The 18235-nt window shown below is 61.3% G+C and carries 16 protein-coding genes; 10 read left to right on the forward strand and 6 right to left on the reverse strand.

All coding sequences use genetic code 11. From position 1 onward, the window contains the following. Window positions 1–40: 40 nt before the first annotated feature. From mnmC to P3T25_RS11125, 7 genes are all read left to right on the forward strand, one after another. Window positions 41–2008 carry a bifunctional tRNA (5-methylaminomethyl-2-thiouridine)(34)-methyltransferase MnmD/FAD-dependent 5-carboxymethylaminomethyl-2-thiouridine(34) oxidoreductase MnmC gene (gene mnmC, locus P3T25_RS11095; RefSeq protein WP_429358096.1) on the forward strand — a complete coding sequence of 656 codons (1968 nt, stop codon included), beginning with the start codon at window positions 41–43 and terminating at the stop codon, window positions 2006–2008. Window positions 2009–2861: 853 nt separating this feature from the next. Then, window positions 2862–4067 carry a cation:proton antiporter gene (locus P3T25_RS11100; protein ID WP_097390783.1) on the forward strand — a complete coding sequence of 402 codons (1206 nt, stop codon included), beginning with the start codon at window positions 2862–2864 and terminating at the stop codon, window positions 4065–4067. A 152-nt stretch (window positions 4068–4219) separates the two neighbouring features. Further along, entirely contained in the window at window positions 4220–5335 is a 1116-nt protein-coding gene (locus P3T25_RS11105; protein ID WP_097390782.1) for a YbdK family carboxylate-amine ligase, read from the forward strand. Window positions 5336–5871: 536 nt separating this feature from the next. Further along, a complete protein-coding gene (locus P3T25_RS11110) occupies window positions 5872–6510 on the forward strand; it encodes a MarR family winged helix-turn-helix transcriptional regulator (RefSeq protein ID WP_154558747.1) in 639 nt (212 codons plus the stop codon). A 128-nt stretch (window positions 6511–6638) separates the two neighbouring features. After that, window positions 6639–7352, forward strand: coding sequence for a glutamine amidotransferase (locus P3T25_RS11115; RefSeq protein ID WP_429358097.1), 714 nt, complete (start codon window positions 6639–6641; stop codon window positions 7350–7352). 73 nt (window positions 7353–7425) lie between these two features. Continuing rightward, window positions 7426–8538: an NADH:flavin oxidoreductase/NADH oxidase gene (locus P3T25_RS11120; protein ID WP_429358098.1), complete on the forward strand. Its 1113-nt coding sequence runs from the start codon at window positions 7426–7428 to the stop codon at window positions 8536–8538. A 220-nt stretch (window positions 8539–8758) separates the two neighbouring features. Beyond that, window positions 8759–9283 carry an SET domain-containing protein gene (locus tag P3T25_RS11125; RefSeq protein WP_429358099.1) on the forward strand — a complete coding sequence of 175 codons (525 nt, stop codon included), beginning with the start codon at window positions 8759–8761 and terminating at the stop codon, window positions 9281–9283. Between the two features lie 72 nt (window positions 9284–9355). Here P3T25_RS11125 and P3T25_RS11130 read toward each other — a convergent pair whose 3' ends face one another. Further along, window positions 9356–10858 carry a sensor histidine kinase gene (locus P3T25_RS11130; protein WP_429358100.1) on the reverse strand — a complete coding sequence of 501 codons (1503 nt, stop codon included), beginning with the start codon at window positions 10856–10858 and terminating at the stop codon, window positions 9356–9358. Between the two features lie 143 nt (window positions 10859–11001). Next, on the reverse strand, window positions 11002–11688 hold the full coding sequence (locus P3T25_RS11135) for a response regulator transcription factor (RefSeq protein ID WP_028197606.1): 687 nt from the start codon (window positions 11686–11688) through the stop codon (window positions 11002–11004). A 173-nt stretch (window positions 11689–11861) separates the two neighbouring features. On the opposite strand from P3T25_RS11135, the gene P3T25_RS11140 reads away from it, so the two are divergent. Beyond that, window positions 11862–12086: a DUF3717 domain-containing protein gene (locus P3T25_RS11140; protein ID WP_054042765.1), complete on the forward strand. Its 225-nt coding sequence runs from the start codon at window positions 11862–11864 to the stop codon at window positions 12084–12086. Window positions 12087–12180: 94 nt separating this feature from the next. Here P3T25_RS11140 and P3T25_RS11145 read toward each other — a convergent pair whose 3' ends face one another. After that, window positions 12181–12525, reverse strand: coding sequence for a 4a-hydroxytetrahydrobiopterin dehydratase (locus P3T25_RS11145; RefSeq protein WP_429358167.1), 345 nt, complete (start codon window positions 12523–12525; stop codon window positions 12181–12183). Window positions 12526–12574: 49 nt separating this feature from the next. Continuing rightward, window positions 12575–13465, reverse strand: a complete 891-nt coding sequence (phhA, locus tag P3T25_RS11150; RefSeq protein WP_429358101.1) for a phenylalanine 4-monooxygenase — start codon at window positions 13463–13465, stop codon at window positions 12575–12577. 148 nt (window positions 13466–13613) lie between these two features. On the opposite strand from phhA, the gene P3T25_RS11155 reads away from it, so the two are divergent. Continuing rightward, the gene (locus P3T25_RS11155; RefSeq protein WP_054042727.1) at window positions 13614–14105 is read left to right on the forward strand and encodes an Lrp/AsnC family transcriptional regulator; all 492 of its coding nucleotides are present in this window, start codon (window positions 13614–13616) and stop codon (window positions 14103–14105) included. An 89-nt stretch (window positions 14106–14194) separates the two neighbouring features. On the opposite strand, the gene P3T25_RS11160 is transcribed toward P3T25_RS11155, so the two are convergent. Beyond that, window positions 14195–14731, reverse strand: coding sequence for a class IV adenylate cyclase (locus P3T25_RS11160; RefSeq protein WP_097390774.1), 537 nt, complete (start codon window positions 14729–14731; stop codon window positions 14195–14197). Window positions 14732–15105: 374 nt separating this feature from the next. After that, entirely contained in the window at window positions 15106–16005 is a 900-nt protein-coding gene (locus tag P3T25_RS11165) for a LysR family transcriptional regulator (protein WP_154558739.1), read from the reverse strand. A gap of 133 nt (window positions 16006–16138) precedes the next feature. Between P3T25_RS11165 and P3T25_RS11170 the strand changes: the two genes are divergently transcribed. After that, a complete protein-coding gene (locus P3T25_RS11170) occupies window positions 16139–17677 on the forward strand; it encodes a CoA-acylating methylmalonate-semialdehyde dehydrogenase (RefSeq protein WP_429358102.1) in 1539 nt (512 codons plus the stop codon). Window positions 17678–18235 lie beyond the last annotated feature (558 nt).

Below are 18235 nucleotides of genomic sequence, written 5' to 3' on the forward strand. Positions count from 1 at the left end.
AACGTCTGACTCGCTCTTTCGAGCGTCATTTCCGCCGCGCATGACCGATCCGCTGATCCCCGCCGTCCTCGCTTTTCGCGACAACGGCACGCCTTTTTCGCCGTTCTACGACGACATCTATCACAGCGCTGTCGGCGGTCTCGAACAGGCTGAATACGTCTTTCTCCGCGGCAATGGACTGCCGCAGCGATGGCAGGGCCGCCGCGTTTTCACCGTGCTCGAAACCGGCTTCGGCATGGGGATCAACTTCCTGATGACCTGGGCCGCCTGGCGTGCCGATCCGGCGCGCTGCGAGCGCTTGCACTTCGTGTCGACCGAGAAGCATCCGTTTACTCAAGCCGATTTGCGCAGCGTCTATGCGACGACGATCTCGAATCCGGAGATCGCCGCGCTCGCGGAAACGCTGGCAACTGAATGGCCGATGCTCGTCCCCGGCACGCACCGGCTCGAATTCGAGGGTGGGCGAATCACGTTGACGCTGGTGTTCGCTGACGCCGCGGAGAGCCTGCCGGCGTTGAGGCTGCGCGCCGATGCGTTCTATCTCGACGGCTTCGCCCCGGCAAGAAACCCAGAAATGTGGACGCCGGCGATCTTCAAGGCGCTCGCCCGGATGGCCGGCGAGAACGCCACATTCGCAACCTACAGCAGTGCCGGCGACATCAAGCGCGCGTTGACGCAAAACGGCTTTGTGTACCAAAAAGTCGATGGTTTTGGCTGGAAACGCGCGATGCTGGTCGGCCATTTCGCGCCGCGCTGGCGTGTCCGCCGCTATGAGCCGCCCGCGCCACTTGAAGTCGATGAGCGGCATGCGATCGTAATCGGCACCGGCCTCGCGGGTTGCGCGGCGATCGAGCGGCTGGCCGCACGCGGCTGGCGCGTCACGTCGCTGGAGCGGCACGCGTCGGTGGCTCAGGACGCCTCGGGCAATCCGGCCGGCGTGTTCCATCCCATGATCTCGCGCGACGACAGCGTCGCTTCGCGCGTCACGCGCGCGGGCTTTCTCTACACGCTCAGACGCTGGGCCGCGCTCGAACGGCTTGGTTACCGTCCATTGCGCGGCGAGCCAGGGCTGTTGCAGATCGCCGCGGACGACGAAGAAGCCCGCTCGATGAGCGAGGCAATCGCCGCGTTCGGTTACCCGGCGGAATATGTGACGCCCGTTTCGCTGAACGAGGCGCAAAGGCTTGCGGGCATGCCGCTCGCGCAAAGCGGCTGGCTCTTTCCCCAAGGCGGCTGGATCGACCCGGCGTCGCTTTGCACCGCACAGTGCGCAGCCGCGGGCGGGCTGCTCGAACGCCGCTTCGGAGTAGACGTAGCGCGCCTCGAACGGTCCGGCAATCAATGGACCGTCTTCGACGCAACTGGGCAAGCCATCGCGCGCGCGCCGGTGGTCATTGTCGCGAGCGCGCACGACGCCGCGCGGCTCGCCGGTTTGCAGTACGCGCCGACCCGCAGCATCCGCGGCCAGTTGACTTTGCTGCCGCCGGGCACGGTGCCCACACTCGAGATGCCGGTTATAGGCGAAGGCTACGCGGTCCCGCTCGCCGACGGCGTCACGCTGACCGGCGCCACCTACGAACTCGACGACCCCGACACCGCGTTGCGACCGGATGGCCATCTGGAAAACCTCGAGCGTGTCGCGCAGATGCTGCCGGCCTTTGACGGCATCGTCGACCCGGCAGAGGCGGTGAAGCTCGCCGGGCGCGTCGCGTTTCGCTGCGTCACGAGCGACCGGATGCCGATGATCGGCAACTTCGCCGACGAAGCCGCCTCGGCCCGGGATGCCCAGCGCCTGCGTGGCGCATGGCCGCTCGATCTGCCACGCGTCGACGGCTTGTACGGCGGGTTCGCGTACGGTTCTCGCGGTCTGGTATGGGCGGCACTCGGAGCGGAGCTGATCGCCTCGCAGATCGAAGGTGAACCGTGGCCGCTCGAACGGGATTTGGCCGAAGACATCGATCCTGCCCGCTTCCTCTTGCGTGCGTTGCGCCAGGGTACGGTGAGTTAACGACAAGTTAACCGCGCACGCCGGACATCAGCGCGAAGAAAAGTTATCCACCGAAACCTGTGGATAACCCGGCCGTTTACCGGCGCAACTCATGTGGAACCGTTGTGGACGTAAACGGGGTAACTTTGCCGCGGCCGAAAATCGCGAAAAGTTACCCTTGTATACCCGCCGCTGCCGCACACGCTGTGCATCCTGTTATGCGAACGGCAAGCCGATGAATCGATTCGGTAAACCGGAGTTATCCACAGAAAACGAGTCACCTTGTTAACTGTTACTACGTATACATACGGTAAACCTGTAAACAGAAAGGCCGTCCCGAGATCGAGCGCAATCGTTGAGCCCGAAGCGTCGAAAGTTGAAGGAAAACGCCGCCGGCCGTGTGCCAGGAAACACATCTGCAACGTCGAATCTGTACGCTATGAGAGCCCGACCCGTTTTTAAAACGGTCGCTTTTTCCTCATCTCGCGAAGATAACGTACGTTTTTACCGTTTTGCCTGCATGTTCCTGTCTTTTCGGTCAAGTCTGAAAAAGCTATGGCACAATCGCCGTTCTTTTCCGCGTCGTGCCTCGCCGCTGGCCGCACACGCTGCAATGGAACGGTGCCGCGCAATCAGAATCTGATTCAAAGTCGACGGCGTTCTTTCACCGTGCCGGGCCGGTAGCTACGGCCGCCCCCAGAATGCGCTGCGCCCCTTGCGGCTGCGGCACATTCAGATCATCCGATCGTTGAAAACTCGCAACGCGGGTCACGCGAAGCGATCGCGACAGTGAGCGCCTCATGCGTTCATCCGCTCGCCGGTGTTTGCGCCGGTTCGTGTTGTCTGCCGTTGCTGCCAAGGAGAACCCATCACGATGAAGTCGGCGTTTTCATTTTTTCCAGCATGGCCACTCACACCCGACGCCATTTTTTGGGCTGGTCTTGCATTGCTCGCCGCGGGTCTGTGCGGTGAACTGTGCTATCGCGCATGGCGTTTGCCGCGCATTTCCGGGTACGCGGTCATTGGCCTGGTAGCCGGCGCAGCCGGTTTCGGCGTGATCGACGCCGATTCCGCGAGCGCCGCGCGGCCTTTGCTCGACGTAGCGCTCGGTTTGTTGTTATTCGAACTGGGCAGCCGGCTCGATTTGCGCTGGATTCGCCGCAATCCCTGGCTGATTCTGTCGAGCGTCGCGGAAGCCACGCTGACGTTCGCACTGGTTTTGCCGGTTTTGTTGTTCCTGAAGGTGCCGCTAATGGTGGCAACGGTGCTCGCCGCGATTGCCATGGCGACTTCGCCGGCAATGGTGATCCAGCTCAAAACCGAGCTGCGCGCGGAAGGCCAGGTCACGCAACGGTTGTTGACCCTTACCGCGCTGAACAGCATGTACGCGGTGGTGATCGAAAAACTGGTCTCGAGCTGGTTGCATCAGGAGGTTTACGGCAACGTCTACGCCACGATTCTGCAGCCGCTTTATTTGTTGGTCGGCTCGCTCGTGCTGGCCTATCTGCTGGCGCGCACCTGCACGTTTTTTTACCGTCGTCTGAACATGCAGGACGAGCATTCGTTCGTCGCGCTGTTCGGCCTCGTGCTGCTGGCCATTGCGGTGGCGCATGTGTTCAAGCTTTCCACCATTCTCGCGTTGCTGGCCGCGGGCATCATCGTGAAGAATCTTGAAGCGCGTCCGCAGTTGTGGCCGGAACATTTCGGCACGGCCGGCTGGTTGTTGACCGTGATTCTGTTCGTGCTGACGCTCACTTCGTTCGAATGGAAAGACATCGCGCTTGGCGGTGTCGCGGCGCTGGGTCTGATTGTTGCGCGTCTGGTCGCGAAACTGGTGGGTGTGATGGCCTTCGCCAAGCCGAGTGGCTTGAACTGGAAGCAGGGCATGGCGCTCGGTTTGTCGTTATCGCCCATGTCGGCGCTTGCGTACCTGCTCGTCGACGATACCTACAACCTTTATCCGAATTTCGATCCGCAACTGCGCGCGATCGTGATGTGTTCAATTTTCGTGCTGCAGATTCTCGGGCCGTGGCTCGTGTATCGCAGCCTGGCGCTGGTGGCTGAACGGCGCGAAGAGTAAGCGCACGGTAAGGGCACGCCGCTGTCCGATGCGCTGTCCAATGCTTGATGCGTCTGATTTGCGCGCTTTATCCAACTTATTCGATTCAAAAACGGCCGGGCGTGTGACACAGACATGTGACACACATCGGCCGACCTGACTCAGGGGACGCTATGTCGCTCGAACCCTTCATCGATTCGAAACCGTTCACTTTCGGTGTCGAACTCGAGATGCAGATCGTCAATACGCACGACTATGATCTGACCAAAGCCGGCTCGGATCTGATGCGCCTCATCAAGGACGAAAAGATTCCCGGCAACATCACGCCGGAAATCACCGAAAGCATGATCGAGCTGTCGACCGGTATCTGCACGACGCATGAACAGGCCGTCACCGATTTGCGCACGATCCGCGACACGCTGGTGTCGGCGGCCGACCGTCTGAACGTCGGCTTGTGCGGCGGCGGCACGCACGCATTCCAGCAATGGAGTGAAAGGCAAATCGTCGATACGCCACGCTTTCAGTATCTTTCCGAGTTGTACGGTTATCTTGCCAAGCAGTTCACGGTGTTCGGCCAGCACGTGCACATCGGCTGTCCGGATCCGAACAGCGCGCTGTATCTGCTGCATTCGATGTCGCGCTTCATCCCGCATTTCATCGCGTTGTCCGCTTCGTCGCCGTTCGTGCAGGGCGTCGACACCGGTTTTCATTCGGCACGACTGAATTCCGTGTTCGCGTTCCCGCTGTCGGGCCGTGCGCCCTTCGTGTTGACGTGGGATAGCTTCGAGGAATATTTCTCGAAGATGGTCCACACCGGCGTGGTCAATAGCATGAAGGATTTTTACTGGGACATCCGGCCGAAGCCCGGTTTCGGCACGATCGAAGTACGCGTGATGGATACGCCGTTTTCGGTGGATCGCGCCGCGGCGATTGCCTGCTACATCCAGACGCTTGCCCGGCATCTGCTGCTCGACAAGCCGATCACACCGAAGGAAGACGATTACCTCGTCTACACGTTCAACCGCTTCGAAGCATGCCGCTTCGGTCTGGCCGGCAACTGCATCAATCCGCAAACGAGCGAACGCAAGACGATTTCCGAAGACATCCTCGAAACGCTGGATCTGATTGCACCGCACGCCGAAGCATTGGGTTCGGGCAACGCGCTCGCCGAAATCGGTGCGATTGCGCGCGGTCAGGTCAACGACGCGACGTGGCTGCGGGGCGTTTTCGAGCAGGAAAAGTCCTTGCATGAAGCTGTCAGACAGCAGTGTCTGCAGTGGCGAGCCTAGCCAGATAGAGGATTGCTTACGTTAAACCGTAAGGAAGACCCGCCTCGTGCGGGTTTTTTTTCGTAAATAAATTTCCAGCTCGCGGGCCTTCAGGTTTTTCTAAAATTTACGTATACAAACGTAGTAGTAGTTAACAAGCATTGCATCTGCCTGTGGACAACTGAATAATTCCCTGAAAAGTCAAAGTGCTACGTAAACCATAACTGGGCTGATCCGAGGCGCATCGATGGCGGTAAACGAGGACAACTTTAGTAAGGAAAGAGGGGGCAAGTTGCTTATCAAGAATCGACACACATGCCATCCCCTGTGTTTTCCCATGGTTATCCACAGCTTGCGTTGGATAACTTAGCTGTACGATTGGCCGGTCTCGCATAGAATGTCGTTTCATCTGCCTTTGGCTTGCAAGGCGGTAAATTTTTGAGATAGTAGAAACCGTCTCGTCTGCTTTAGGGCGAGGCCACCCCACACAGGCTACGGGCGTGTTCGGCAGCGGTTCGCCGACATCGCTCGCAAGCTTAATAAACCAAACGAAGATTATGAGCGAAGGCGTATACGGAGAACAGGCAACCGGGCGAGTGACCCACAGCCTATTGCGATTGAGCACGGCCATGCGGAGCCAGGCTTGGGAATGGGCGGAAGGCGCAGGCCTTACGCCGACCCAGGGCGAAATCCTGGTCTTGCTGATGCAACGCAAGGGGCCGATGCGTCTTGGCGAAATTGCCCGCGAAACGGCCCTGACCGCCGCGACCACCAGCGATGCCGTGAGCACGCTCGAGACCAAAGGCCTGGTCGAAAAGCGCCGCGCACTCGACGACGGCCGCGCCCTCGCGGTCCGGCTGACGGCGCGTGGCCGCACGGCCGCGAAGCGCGCTGCGCAATGGCCGGACTTCCTGGCCAAAGCGGTCGGCACGCTGCGTGAGGAAGAACAGACGCTGTTCTATCGCACGCTGCTCAAGACTATCCATCAGTTGGAAGCGCAAGGCACCATTCCGCCGCACCGCATGTGCCTGAGCTGCTCGCACTTCGAGCCGAGCAAGAATCCGAAGAAGACGCCGCATCACTGCGCGCTGCTCGACATGAAGATGTCGGACACGGATCTGCGTCTCGATTGCTCGGTGTACGAAGTGGCCGACGTCGCTACCCAAAAGAAGACCTGGAAGATCTTCGCCCAATAAGGCGGCTTCTCCTGGGGCAATCCGCTACACTGCGAAGCCGTGTTCCGGCGGGCGGCGATTGCCGTCCGCCGGCTGGTTCGCGCCGTGTAGCGGCAAGTCTTTAGGCAACCTGAAGGTGGGACAGGCTGATGAATCGGGAAGTTCTGGCCATTCGCCATGTGCACTTCGAGGATCTGGGCAGTCTTGAGCTGGAGCTCGGCGAACGGGGGCGCCCGGTGCGCTATCTCGACGTCGGCGTTGCCCGTATCGAAGCGCCGGACCCGTTTGCCGCATCGCTCATGGTCGTACTCGGCGGCCCGATCAGTGCAACTGACGACGCGCTTTACCCGACGCTAGTCCCGTTGCTGTCGATGATCGAAAAGCGCATCGCCGCCGGTTTGCCGACGCTCGGCATCTGCCTTGGCGCGCAATTGATCGCGCGTGCGCTCGGTGCACGCGTCTACCCCGCGGGCCATACCGAACTCGGCTGGACACCGCTTACGCTCACCGATGCGGGCCGTGCGTCGCCGGTGCGTCATCTGGACGGCGCCCACACGTCGATGCTGCACTGGCACGGCGACACCTTCGACCTGCCCGGCAACGCCACACGTCTCGCCTCGACGCCTGCCTGCGAAAACCAGGCGTTCGCCTGGGGCGGCCATGTGCTGGGCCTGCAATGTCATCCGGAGATTCGCGCTGACCGGTTCGAACCCTGGCTGATCGGCAATGCCGGTGAGATTGCCGGCCACGGCATCGACGCGCGGCAGTTGCGGACCGAGACCGCGCAGTTCGGTCCGGCGCTGGAAGTCGCCGCGCGCCGGATGTTCGGTGAGTGGCTCGATCAGGTCGGGCCGAAACCCTGATCCGCGCGTGCCTGCAGACAATCATCCGCGGTGCTATGCTCGATCGCTCTCGGGTTTCTACTGGGCGTAATCCATGAGCGCGCTTTTTTCCCCGCTCACGCTGCGTAGCGTGACGCTTCCCAATCGTATCGTTGTCTCCCCGATGTGCCAGTATTCCGCCGAACGTGGCGAGGCGACGGCATGGCACATGATCCATCTCGGCAGTCTCGCGTTATCCGGCGCCGGCATGGTGTGCATCGAGGCGACCTCCGTCGAACCGGATGGCCGCATCACGCCGGGCGATCTCGGGCTGTGGGACGACGCTACCGAAGCCGCCCTGAAGCCGGTTCTGGCCGCGATCCGCAAGCATTCGCCGATTCGCGTCGCCATGCAGTTGTCGCATGCAGGGCGCAAGGCGTCGAGCCATGTGCCCTGGGAAGGCGGGCAACTGATTCCGGTGTCGCAAGGTGGCTGGCTGCCACATGCGCCGTCGGCTTTGCCGCACAAGGCGGGTGAAGAGCCGCCGCTCGCTCTCGACACGCCCGCACTGAACCGGATTCGCGAAGCGTTCGCGGCCTCCGCGCGTCGTGCCGCACGCCTCGGCATTGATGCACTGGAAGTGCACGCGGCACATGGCTATCTGCTGCACCAGTTCCTGTCGCCGGTCGCCAATCAGCGCAGCGACGACTATGGCGGTTCGCGCGAAAACCGTATGCGCTTTCCGCTGGAAATCTTCGACATCGTGCGCGCCGCGTTTCCCGCCGACAAACCGGTTGGCGTGCGCGTCTCGGCGACCGACTGGGTCGAAGGCGGCTGGGCGCTCGAGGACACGATCGCGTTCGCGCAGGAATTGAAAAAGCGTGGCTGCGACTGGATCGACGTGTCGTCCGGCGGTGTTTCGCCATTGCAGAAGATTCCACTTGAGCCGGGCTATCAGATTCCTTTCGCGCGGGCCGTCAAACGGGCAACCGGCCTGACAACCATCGGCGTGGGCCTGATTACCGATCCGCTGCATGCCGAGCAACTCATCGAAGAAGGCGATGCCGATCTGATCGCAATGGCCCGCGCGTTGCTGTACAACCCGCGTTGGCCGTGGCATGCCGCCGCGCAACTCGGCGCGACGGTCGAAGCGCCGCCGCAGTACTGGCGTTCGCAACCGCGCGACCAAAAAGCCCTGTTCGGCGAGATTTCGTTTGGACAACGGTGAAGCTGTCAACGCGCCTTGCGCGCGCACGTCTTATTGACGGTTGAACGAAGCCGTCTTGAGCGTGTAGGATGCCGGATGTGGCGCATGAGCGTCGCAGGTCGACGCGGCGCTCGCAAGGCGCCGCGTTTGCTATCCGCGTCGGAAAAAGCAGCGCGTTAGACGCGTGCATTTCTGACGGCTGCCGGATCTTCACCCCTAGTTCTTCACAAGGATTCATTCAATGAGTTCACGCAGGATCGCCGTGCGCCGTTCGGGTGTGCACGGCAAAGGCGTGTTTGCCATCGAGCCGATTGCGGCCGGCGAACGGCTGATCGAATACAAGGGTGAGCGGATCTCCTGGAAAGAAGCGTTGCGCCGTCATCCGCACAATCCGGACGAACCGAATCACACGTTCTATTTCGCGCTCGACAGCGGCAAGGTGATCGACGGCAAAGTGGACGGCAACAGCGCGCGCTGGATCAACCATTCGTGCGCGCCGAACTGCGAAGCCGAAGAGATCGACGGTCACGTGTACGTGCACGCGCTGCGCGACATCGCCGAGGGTGAGGAAGTCTTTTACGACTACGGCCTCGTCATCGACGCGCGCCAGACCAAGAAGCTCAAGAAGGAATACGAATGCCGCTGCGGGGCGCGCAAGTGCCGCGGCACGATGCTGGCGCCGGCGGAGAAAGAGAAGGGCGCTTCCAGGTCCGGCAAAACGGTGAAGAAGGCGAAGACGTCCGCGAAAAAAGCGAAGAAGAAATGAAACGCGGGTTGCCTGAGTTGAACGCAAGTGAACTCAAGGCAACCCGTGGCAGTTCATTGACGCACTGCAGAGTCACATATCGATCGGCGCCGAGTGCGCCGATTTTTTTGCCGGACGCCGCACTTCGGGATCGACGCCGTGCTGAACGCTGATCGGTATCAGCGGAATACGCACAATAAAGCGCGCACCGCCTTCCGGCGCATCTTCGTAATGCACGCTGCCGTGATGCAGCACCATGATGTCGTGAACGATCGCGAGACCGAGACCGGCGCCGCTATCCACACCGGCGTCGCTCTGACCGTCGCCGCGGAAGAATCGTTTGAACAGGTCGGCTTGCTGCGTGAGCGGCACGCCCGGCCCGTTGTCTTCGACGACGATCTCGGCCATGCGCAGATCGTCGATCACGGTTTGCGACACCGTCACGGTGATGCGGCCGCCATCGAAGCGCGAAGGCGGCACGTATTTGAGCGCGTTATCCAGCAGATTGGCGATCACTTCGTGCAGCAGCACGGGATTGCCGCGCGCCATCAGCGGATGATCGTTGCCCGGATCGTCGAACCGCTGGAAGCCGAGGTCGACGTGGAAAGTCAACGCGCGCGGCACCCATTCCGCACCCGTATCGAAAGCGAGTGCGGCCATGTCCACGTTGACGAAACGTGCCGCCTGTTCGCCCGGCTCCGCGCGCGCCAGTGAAAGCAACTGATTCGACAGCCGCACGGCGCGGTCGGCCGCCGCGCGCAGTTCACGGACCGCGGCGAGCGTTTGCTGCGGGTCACGCGCGACCGCGGCCTGTTCCGCGTGCAGCTTGACGGCGGTGAGCGGCGTGCGCAACTGATGCGCGGCGTCGGCGATAAATTTGCGCTGGCCGTCGAGGGCGGTTTTCAGACGATCGAGCAGCGCATTCAACGCGCCGGTAAGCGGCCGGATCTCAACCGGCACATAGGTCTCGTCCACGGGTTCGAGCGACGTGTGGGTCTGCCGGTTCAGCGAGTCCGCGAGATCGGTGAGCGGATTGAGCTGCTGATTGACGACCCGCCACACGATCACCCAGCCCGCCAGCAGCAGCAACAGTAGCGGCATCATGATCGCGACCAGAAACTCGGCGGCGATGCGAAAACGGTGGTGCACCGGTTGACCCACTTCGACGACGATCGGATTGCCGGTCGGCTGGTCGACGCGTACCTGGGCCACGCGCACCGTCACGCCTTCGTGTTGCGTTTCGAAGACGTACGCATAGTGCATGCGCCGTACGCTGGTGCCTTGCAGCGGAAGATTATGGTCGCCGGCGATCTCGGTTTCGCCGTTGCTGATCCGATAAACGAGTTGTTCGACCGGATCGGAGAACATGGCCTGCGCGAGCGGCGGCACCGTCACCTTGGCATCAGGGCCGGCAATCTGGATCTGTTTCGAGATCGCGGTGGCGAGATCGGCGAGCGAGCGGTCGACCACGTGCTGCGTGTATTGCCACGCCAGCCAGTAAGCGATCAGGCCGCTCATCAATGCGAGCAGCGAAAGGGGAGCAGCGAGGCGCCGCAGCAGCGTGCGGCGCAGACTATTGGCGGCCGGCTGGGGCATGATCGAACGCGCGGGAAAGGAGCAACGGCTTAAAGCACCGTGGCACCGTGAAAATTCGCCGGAAGCCGGCGAATTGCGCACTGAGTGCGCGGCGCCGGCCCGGCGCTGTCGGGCCGCAATTCGGATTGCGGCCCTTGCAACGATTATGCGGCCTGACGGATTTCCTGCAACAGGTAACCGAAGCCACGCACCGTGACGATTTCGACACGGCAGTTTTCGAGCTTTTTACGCACCCGGTGCACATAAACTTCGATCGCGGTATCGCCGAGATCGCCGCCGAAGTGCGTCAGATGGTCTTGCAACTGAGCCTTGCTGACCACGCGGCCGTGGCGCAGCAGCAGCATTTCGAGCACCGCGAATTCGCGCGGCGACAGCTCGAGCGGCTTGTCGTCGTTGAAAATGCGGCGATCGACGCCCGACAGACGCACACCACCCAACGACACTTCCGGGCGCGGCATGTCGCCATGCGGACCGCTGCGGCGCATCACGGCGCGGATGCGCGCTTCGAGTTCGGTGGGTTCGAACGGCTTCAGCATGTAGTCGTCCGCGCCGGAATTCAGGCCTTGCACGCGGTCGTTCAACTCGTCGCGCGCGGTGAGGATGATCACCGGCGTGTGACGATTGCTCTGACGAAAGCGCGCGAGCAACGTCATGCCGTCGATACCGGGCAGGCCCAGATCGAGAATCACCAGCTCGTGGCGGTTTTGGGTGAGGGCCTGTTCGGCGAAAATGCCGTCATGGACCATGTCGACGGTGAAGCCGGCTTGTTCGAGACTACTTTGGATGCCGCGTGCGATGGGGCGGTCATCTTCGATCAGAAGGAGTCGCATGGATTTCGCTCAAGTACAATGGTTTTAGGCGTTTGGGCAAGCGGTTCGCCGGAGCGCCTGCTGCACAGGCAGCGTGCCGCGTGGCCGTGCCGAACTGGCACCAGGCGGCCACGAAACAGCTATCGAGCAGCCATGAAGTAGCCATCAAGCAGCCACCGAGCGACCACGAAGTCATGTCCGAGATAACGATCCACGAACTGGAAGCCGCGATCAACTTCTGGCGCGCCCGCTCACCTTCGAGCGGCGACGAACTCGTTCTGTGCAAGGAGGCAAGCGCGCTCTCCAAGCCGTATGCGCTGATGATTGTACAGCGTCAGCAGACGCTATCACCGGATCGTTTAGACGGCTTTGCGAGGCAAGCGTGGGATTCTTACGTGCGCCTTAATAATAGCCTGTAGAACTGAAGGTTTGGGCGCCAGATTGCCTGCAATGCCCTTTCATTACCGTCGAATCGTTCGATCCAGCGTGCATCAAGGCACCTGATCGCTTGTATTACGCAGTAATACTGTCGATAAATCGGGCCAATTTGATGTCCCGCTCAGTCACGCCATTGGCCTCGTGCGTCGACAGGGTGATCTCCACCTTGTTGTACACGTTGAACCATTCCGGGTGGTGATCCATCTCCTGCGCCTTGATCGCCACGCGCGTCATGAAGCCGAATGCTTCGTTGAAGTCGGCGAACTTGAAGTGGCGCTGGATCGCGTCGCGCCCCGCCACGGCTTGCCAGCCGTGCAGTTCGGCGACCTGCGTGGCGCGTTCTTCGGAAGTCAGTTTGTTGATCATGGTGCTACCTCGTTGATCTGAACAGGCACGCCGGTGGGCGTGCGCATCCGCTATTTTTTCACGGATGCCATTAACCTGCTGTCGGCCCGCTCAGGCTGTGTTGTCAGATATCGCCGTCGGCTTGCCAGCCTTCCTGCGAGCCGCGCGTGATCACGCGATCTTGTTCGAGCACGTCGCCTGCCGCGAACGCCGGCTGCGCGGCGAGACTGGCCAGCAATGGCGCGAAGTCGGTTTGCGCGACGCTGAACAACTGCGCGAAGTCGTCGATCACGAAGTAGGTTTTCTGGAATGTGTCGATGCGGTAGCGCGTGCGCATCACGCGTTCGAGGTCGAAGCCGAGCCGGTTCGGCGCCGCGCTTTGCTGGCTGTAGAGCGTCTCGCCTTTGCTCGACACGATGCCCGCGCCGTAGATCTTCACGCCGTTCGGACTCGCCGCGTCGCGGATCAGGCCGAACTCGACGGTGTACCAATAGAGCCGGGCGAGCAGCGGCAGGGCGCCGGTATCATTGGCGGCAAGCGCCGCGCGGCCGTACGCGTGCATGTAGTCCGCGAACACCGGATTGATCAGCAGCGGTACGTGGCCGAACAGATCGTGAAAACAGTCCGGTTCCTGCAGATAATCGAGTTGGTCGGGGCGGCGCATCCACCATGTCACGGGAAAACGGCGGTTCGCCAGATGCTCGAAGAACACCTGGTCGGGCACGAGTCCGGGCACGGCAACGATTTGCCAGCCCGTCGCGGGCGTCAGCTTGGCGTTGATTTCGTCGAACGAGGGCACGCGGTCGTGCGGCATGCCGATACAGTCGACGCCTGCCAGAAACTCATCGCACACACGGCCCTTGAGCAACGCAGTCTGGCGTGCATAAAGCTGCTGCCATACAGCGTGGTCGACTGAGCCGTATCGTTCGGTCGGCTGGTCGATGGTGAAGTCGGCGCGGGTTTCGAGGCCGGCGTCGAATTGCTCTTTGAGTTTGGCGGTGTTGGCGGTGGACATGATGCTGCGCGCTCTACGGTGTCTGCGGGTTGAAACGGTGATGCAAGTGTAGAGCGGTAGGCGTGCGGAAAGGGCGCAATGATGGCGTTATGGCGTGTCAATATGCAATAATCGTGCATCAATTGCCGATTCAATGCGGATATCAATCATGTTAGAACTCGATCACTTCGATCTCGCGTTGCTGGACGTGCTTCAGCGCTTCGGCCGGGCTACCCACCAGCAATTGGCTGAACAGGTGCCGCTGTCACCGTCGCAGATTGGGCGGCGCTTGCAGCGCCTGGAGCAGGTGGGTGTGGTGGACGGTTATCGCGTCGTACTGCGCCCGGAAAAACTCGGGCTCGGCGTGACGGCGTTTACGAGTTTGAAGTTGAAGCATCACGGCGACTCGATCATCGAGCAATTCCAGCAACAGATCGAGGTGCTGCCGGAAGTACTGGAATGTCACGCGGTGGTCGGCGACGCCGATTATCTGCTGCGCATTGTCGCGCCCGATCTGAATTATCTCTCGACGTTCGTGATGAAGAAGTTGATGCGTGTGCCGGGCGTCGACAGCGTGCGCTCCAATATCGTGTTGACCACGTTCAAGCGTAATGGGCCGTTGCCGCTCGGCCATCTGTCGCCGGGGGCGGCAGCCGCTTGATGCAGGGGCTTCCCGGACTTTCTGGTGTTTGGGGTCTTCGGGGCCGCGGTTCCATGATTGACGTCGCCGCGGCCCGTGATGCTTAAGTTTTACGCAGCCTGCTTCGGCTCGGTGTCCGGGCTCAACAAATCCACATAGGCCACCGCCACCAGATCCGATTCCGGCACGCCGAGAGTCTGGAACATCGCGTGTGCTTCGGCGTGGCCGCCTTCTTCGTCGTCGTCCTGAGCCAGCAGCACTTCGAGCTCGACGAAGTCGCCGAGGCCATCGACCCGGTCCAGATGGATCCGCGTACGTCCAGTCAGGTAAACGTGACGTTCTTTCGTGACGATGCCACGCGTGGTCAGCGCCGTGGCGAGCAGCGCGTGCATCGCTTCAGGGTTGGTCACCGGGCTGCGCGTGTAATACGACGCCTTCGGGCCGTCGCGGTCGTCGCGCTGGTAGAAGATCAGTTCGGCCGGCGTGCCGTCGTCGAACTGGCGCAGCTTCAGGCGGCCACGCGGCACGTCGTAGAAAAAGTCCTGCTGGCGGAAGATCAGCGGCGCGTCCGGCGCAAGCTTCGCGGCGCGTTCGCGCAGTTGTTCGAAATGCTGGGCGCGGGCTTTGATTTCAATGTTGCGTGCCATGTCAGGCTCCTGTCGAAGGGTGGCGTGGTCGGCAGCTTCCGGTGTTGCCGGGGCGAAGCTGCCGGGAAGGACGAAGTCAGACGGAACAGAAACGATGCGGGGCCGGCGCGTGAGCGCGAACCCTCAATCTAACAAAAAGTGCGTGACGGTGTGGTTTCAGATGACGGGGCCAGCAAATGTGGGCTTCGAGGCGAACCTCGATGGACCGCCAGCGAGGTTGCTCTGCTTGCGCCACCAGCCGAAAGCGGTCTGCGAGGAAACGCGGCGAGATGACAATCGGTCGCATGGTGCGCGGCTGTCATGAGAACAGCTCATATCGCCCTTGCGGTTGTGGTGCCCTCAGGCATGGTTCCATGCCGACCTTCATGCAATCCTCAAGTCGCCCATTGCTGCTCGATCAGCTTCAACGCCGCTGCAATTGCCGGTTCGTCCTTCCGCTCGGCGAGCGTAATGAAGCTGAGCTGGGTCGGCACGGTGACGCCTTCGACGATGGTCAACGCGTGTGCATGCGCTTCGGCGATCGCGGTGGCATCGCGCGCGAGCGTCAGACCGACACCTGACTTGACCAGATCGAGCATCGACGGCTCCTGATCCACTTCTGCCACCTTGACCGGTTTGACGCCGGCCTCACCAAAGCAGCGCGACAGCAACCTATTGTGGGCGGACGCGGGCGGCGTCCAGATCCACGGCAGTGCGGCGAGCGAACGCCAGTCGCGCGCGCCCTTCACGCGATCTTTCCATCCTGCCGGCGCCAGCACGCGGTACTGGAAGTGCGTGAGCGTGACGGCATGAAAGGTGGCGCCGTCGCGGGCATCGTCATCGGCTGGAAGGCCTATGTAGTAACCCACATCCAGTTCACCCGCACGAACCTGTTCGAGCACCCACCCCGACATCCCGTGGCGTAAGGCCGTCTCGATGCGCGGCCAGGTTTCCACCAGTTGCTTGAGAAAGCCGCCGAGCCGCAGAAACGCTGGGTCGAGAATCGTGCCGATCCGCAAACGGCCGCGCACTTCGTGGCGCAGCGACGCCGCCGCACGCTGCACGTCGCTCGCGGCGCCCAGCGCGCGTTCGGCGTGGGGCAACAGGGCCTGACCGTCGCGTGTCAGCGAAAGCCCGTGCGAGGTCCGCGTGAACAGTGTCACGCCGAGCGTCTCCTGCAAATGCTTGATTTGCAGGCTGACGGCAGGTTGGGTCAGGTGAAGCTGCACCGCGGCACGCGTGAGGTTGCCCTCGCGTGCGACGGTGACGAACGCCCGTAGCAGAGTCAGGTCCATATCCTGATATTAGCTCGGCTTATAGCGCAGTTGAGCATTACTCATTGGATTTGTCGCCCCGAAGCGCCGTACGCTTGCGTTCATCAAGCCGTTCGCGGTGGGCGGAAGACCTTCATAGGAAGAGGACAAGAAAATGAGCGAGACATATCAGGACGAGACTGTCCGGAGCGAGACGAGCGCACGCGCGCTGACCCATTTCATTAATGGCAAGACGGTCGACGGTACGAGCGGCCGCTTCGGCGACGTCTTCAATCCCGCGCTTGGCAGCGTGAGCGCACGCGTGCCGCTGGCGAGCGTCGCTGAAGTGGATGCGGCGGTTGCTGCCGCCAGTGCTGCGTTTCCAGCATGGAGCGAAACCGCGCCGATCAAGCGGGCGCGTGTGCTGTTCAAGTTCAAGGAATTGCTCGACCGTCACCATGACGAACTGGCGGAGTTGATCACGCGTGAGCACGGCAAGGTTTTTTCCGATGCGAAGGGCGAGGTGATGCGCGGCATCGAGATCGTCGAGTTTGCGTGCGGCATTCCGAATCTGCTCAAGACCGACTTCACCGACCAGATTGGCGGCGGCATCGACAACTGGAATCTGCGCCAGCCGCTGGGCGTGGTCGCCGGCATTACGCCGTTCAATTTCCCGATGATGGTGCCGTGCTGGATGTTCCCGGTGGCGATCGCGTGTGGCAACACGTTCGTGCTGAAGCCATCGGAGCGTGATCCGTCGGCATCGAACCGTCTTGCTGAATTGTTCAAGGAAGCCGGTTTGCCGGACGGTGTGTTCAACGTCGTGCACGGCGACAAGGTGGCGGTGGATGCGCTGCTCGTGCATCCCGAGGTGAGCGCATTGTCGTTTGTCGGTTCGACGCCGATTGCCGAATACATCTATACGGAAGGTACGAAGCACGGCAAGCGCGTGCAGGCTTTGGGCGGGGCGAAGAATCACCTCGTGGTGATGCCGGATGCGGATCTCGATCAGGCTGTCGATGCATTGATTGGCGCTGCCTACGGTTCCGCTGGCGAGCGGTGCATGGCGATTTCGGTGGCGGTTGCGGTCGGGCATATTGCCGATGAATTGATCGAGCGACTGACATCGCGAGTGAAGAGTCTGAAGATTCTGAACGGTATGGAATCGGAAGCCGAGATGGGGCCGTTGGTGACGGCGGCGCATCGCGAGAAAGTGGCGGATTATATCGATGCGGGCGTTGCGGCTGGTGCGAAGCTGGTGGTCGATGGGCGTGGCCATCAAGTGGCCGGACATGAGAAGGGGTTTTTTCTCGGCGGCACGTTGTTCGATGATGTCTCGACCGATATGAAGATTTATCGCGAGGAGATTTTCGGTCCGGTGTTGTGCGTTGTGCGGGTGCCGGATTTTGCTTCTGCTGTTGAGTTGATTAACGCTAACGAGTTTGCTAATGGGGTGTCGTTGTTTACCTCCGATGGTGGGGTGGCTCGGGCGTTTTCGCGGCAGATCCAGATTGGGATGGTGGGGATTAATGTGCCGATTCCTGTGCCTATGGCGTGGCATTCTTTTGGTGGGTGGAAGAAGTCCCTCTTCGGGGATCACCATGCGTATGGGGAAGAAGGTGTGCGCTTCTACACGCGCTATAAAAGCATCATGCAGAGGTGGCCGGATAGCATCGCCAAGGGGGCTGAGTTCACTATGCCAGTGGCCAAATAGCCGTTTTTGCCTGTTCGGCGCTTGTTGTCAGTGTTCTTGGGGTGTTGGCCTTTCCTTGTTTTGTTAGTGGTCTATTAGCGTTGCCCCTGTGCGGGGCGGCACCTACTTTTCTTTGCATGCCGCAAAGAAAAGTAGGCAAAAGAAAGCGGCTCAAACCGCTCATGCTAAGTGGGCACCGTGGTCTGCAACGGGTAGTGGTGCATCTGGAATCCGTGTTCTCGCACATTCGGCGCTAGTGACAAAGGACTCATCAGCTCCCACTCCGCACTACGTGCGTCGCGGACGGGTCTGCTAGGGAAACCAGCGGCTTCGGTTGAGGTTTGTGGGGGCCGTCGGCTTTGCCTCGGCGAGGTGCTTGATTAGTTAGTGGCGAGTGCTAGGCACTCGATGTGAAGGCAGCGATTGCGAATGGGGTGGGACTGAGTGGGCGGATGGTTTTATGAAATACTCGTCGGCGCGCGGAGCGCCGCCGGAAGTATGACGCCCTTGTCACAAGCACGTGCAGGGGCACGAACCCAGATTCCAGTCGCACCACTACCCGTTGCAGACCACGGTGCC

The organism is Paraburkholderia sp. GAS32 (assembly GCF_050434225.1).
Taxonomy (GTDB): Bacteria; Pseudomonadota; Gammaproteobacteria; order Burkholderiales; family Burkholderiaceae; genus Paraburkholderia; species Paraburkholderia madseniana.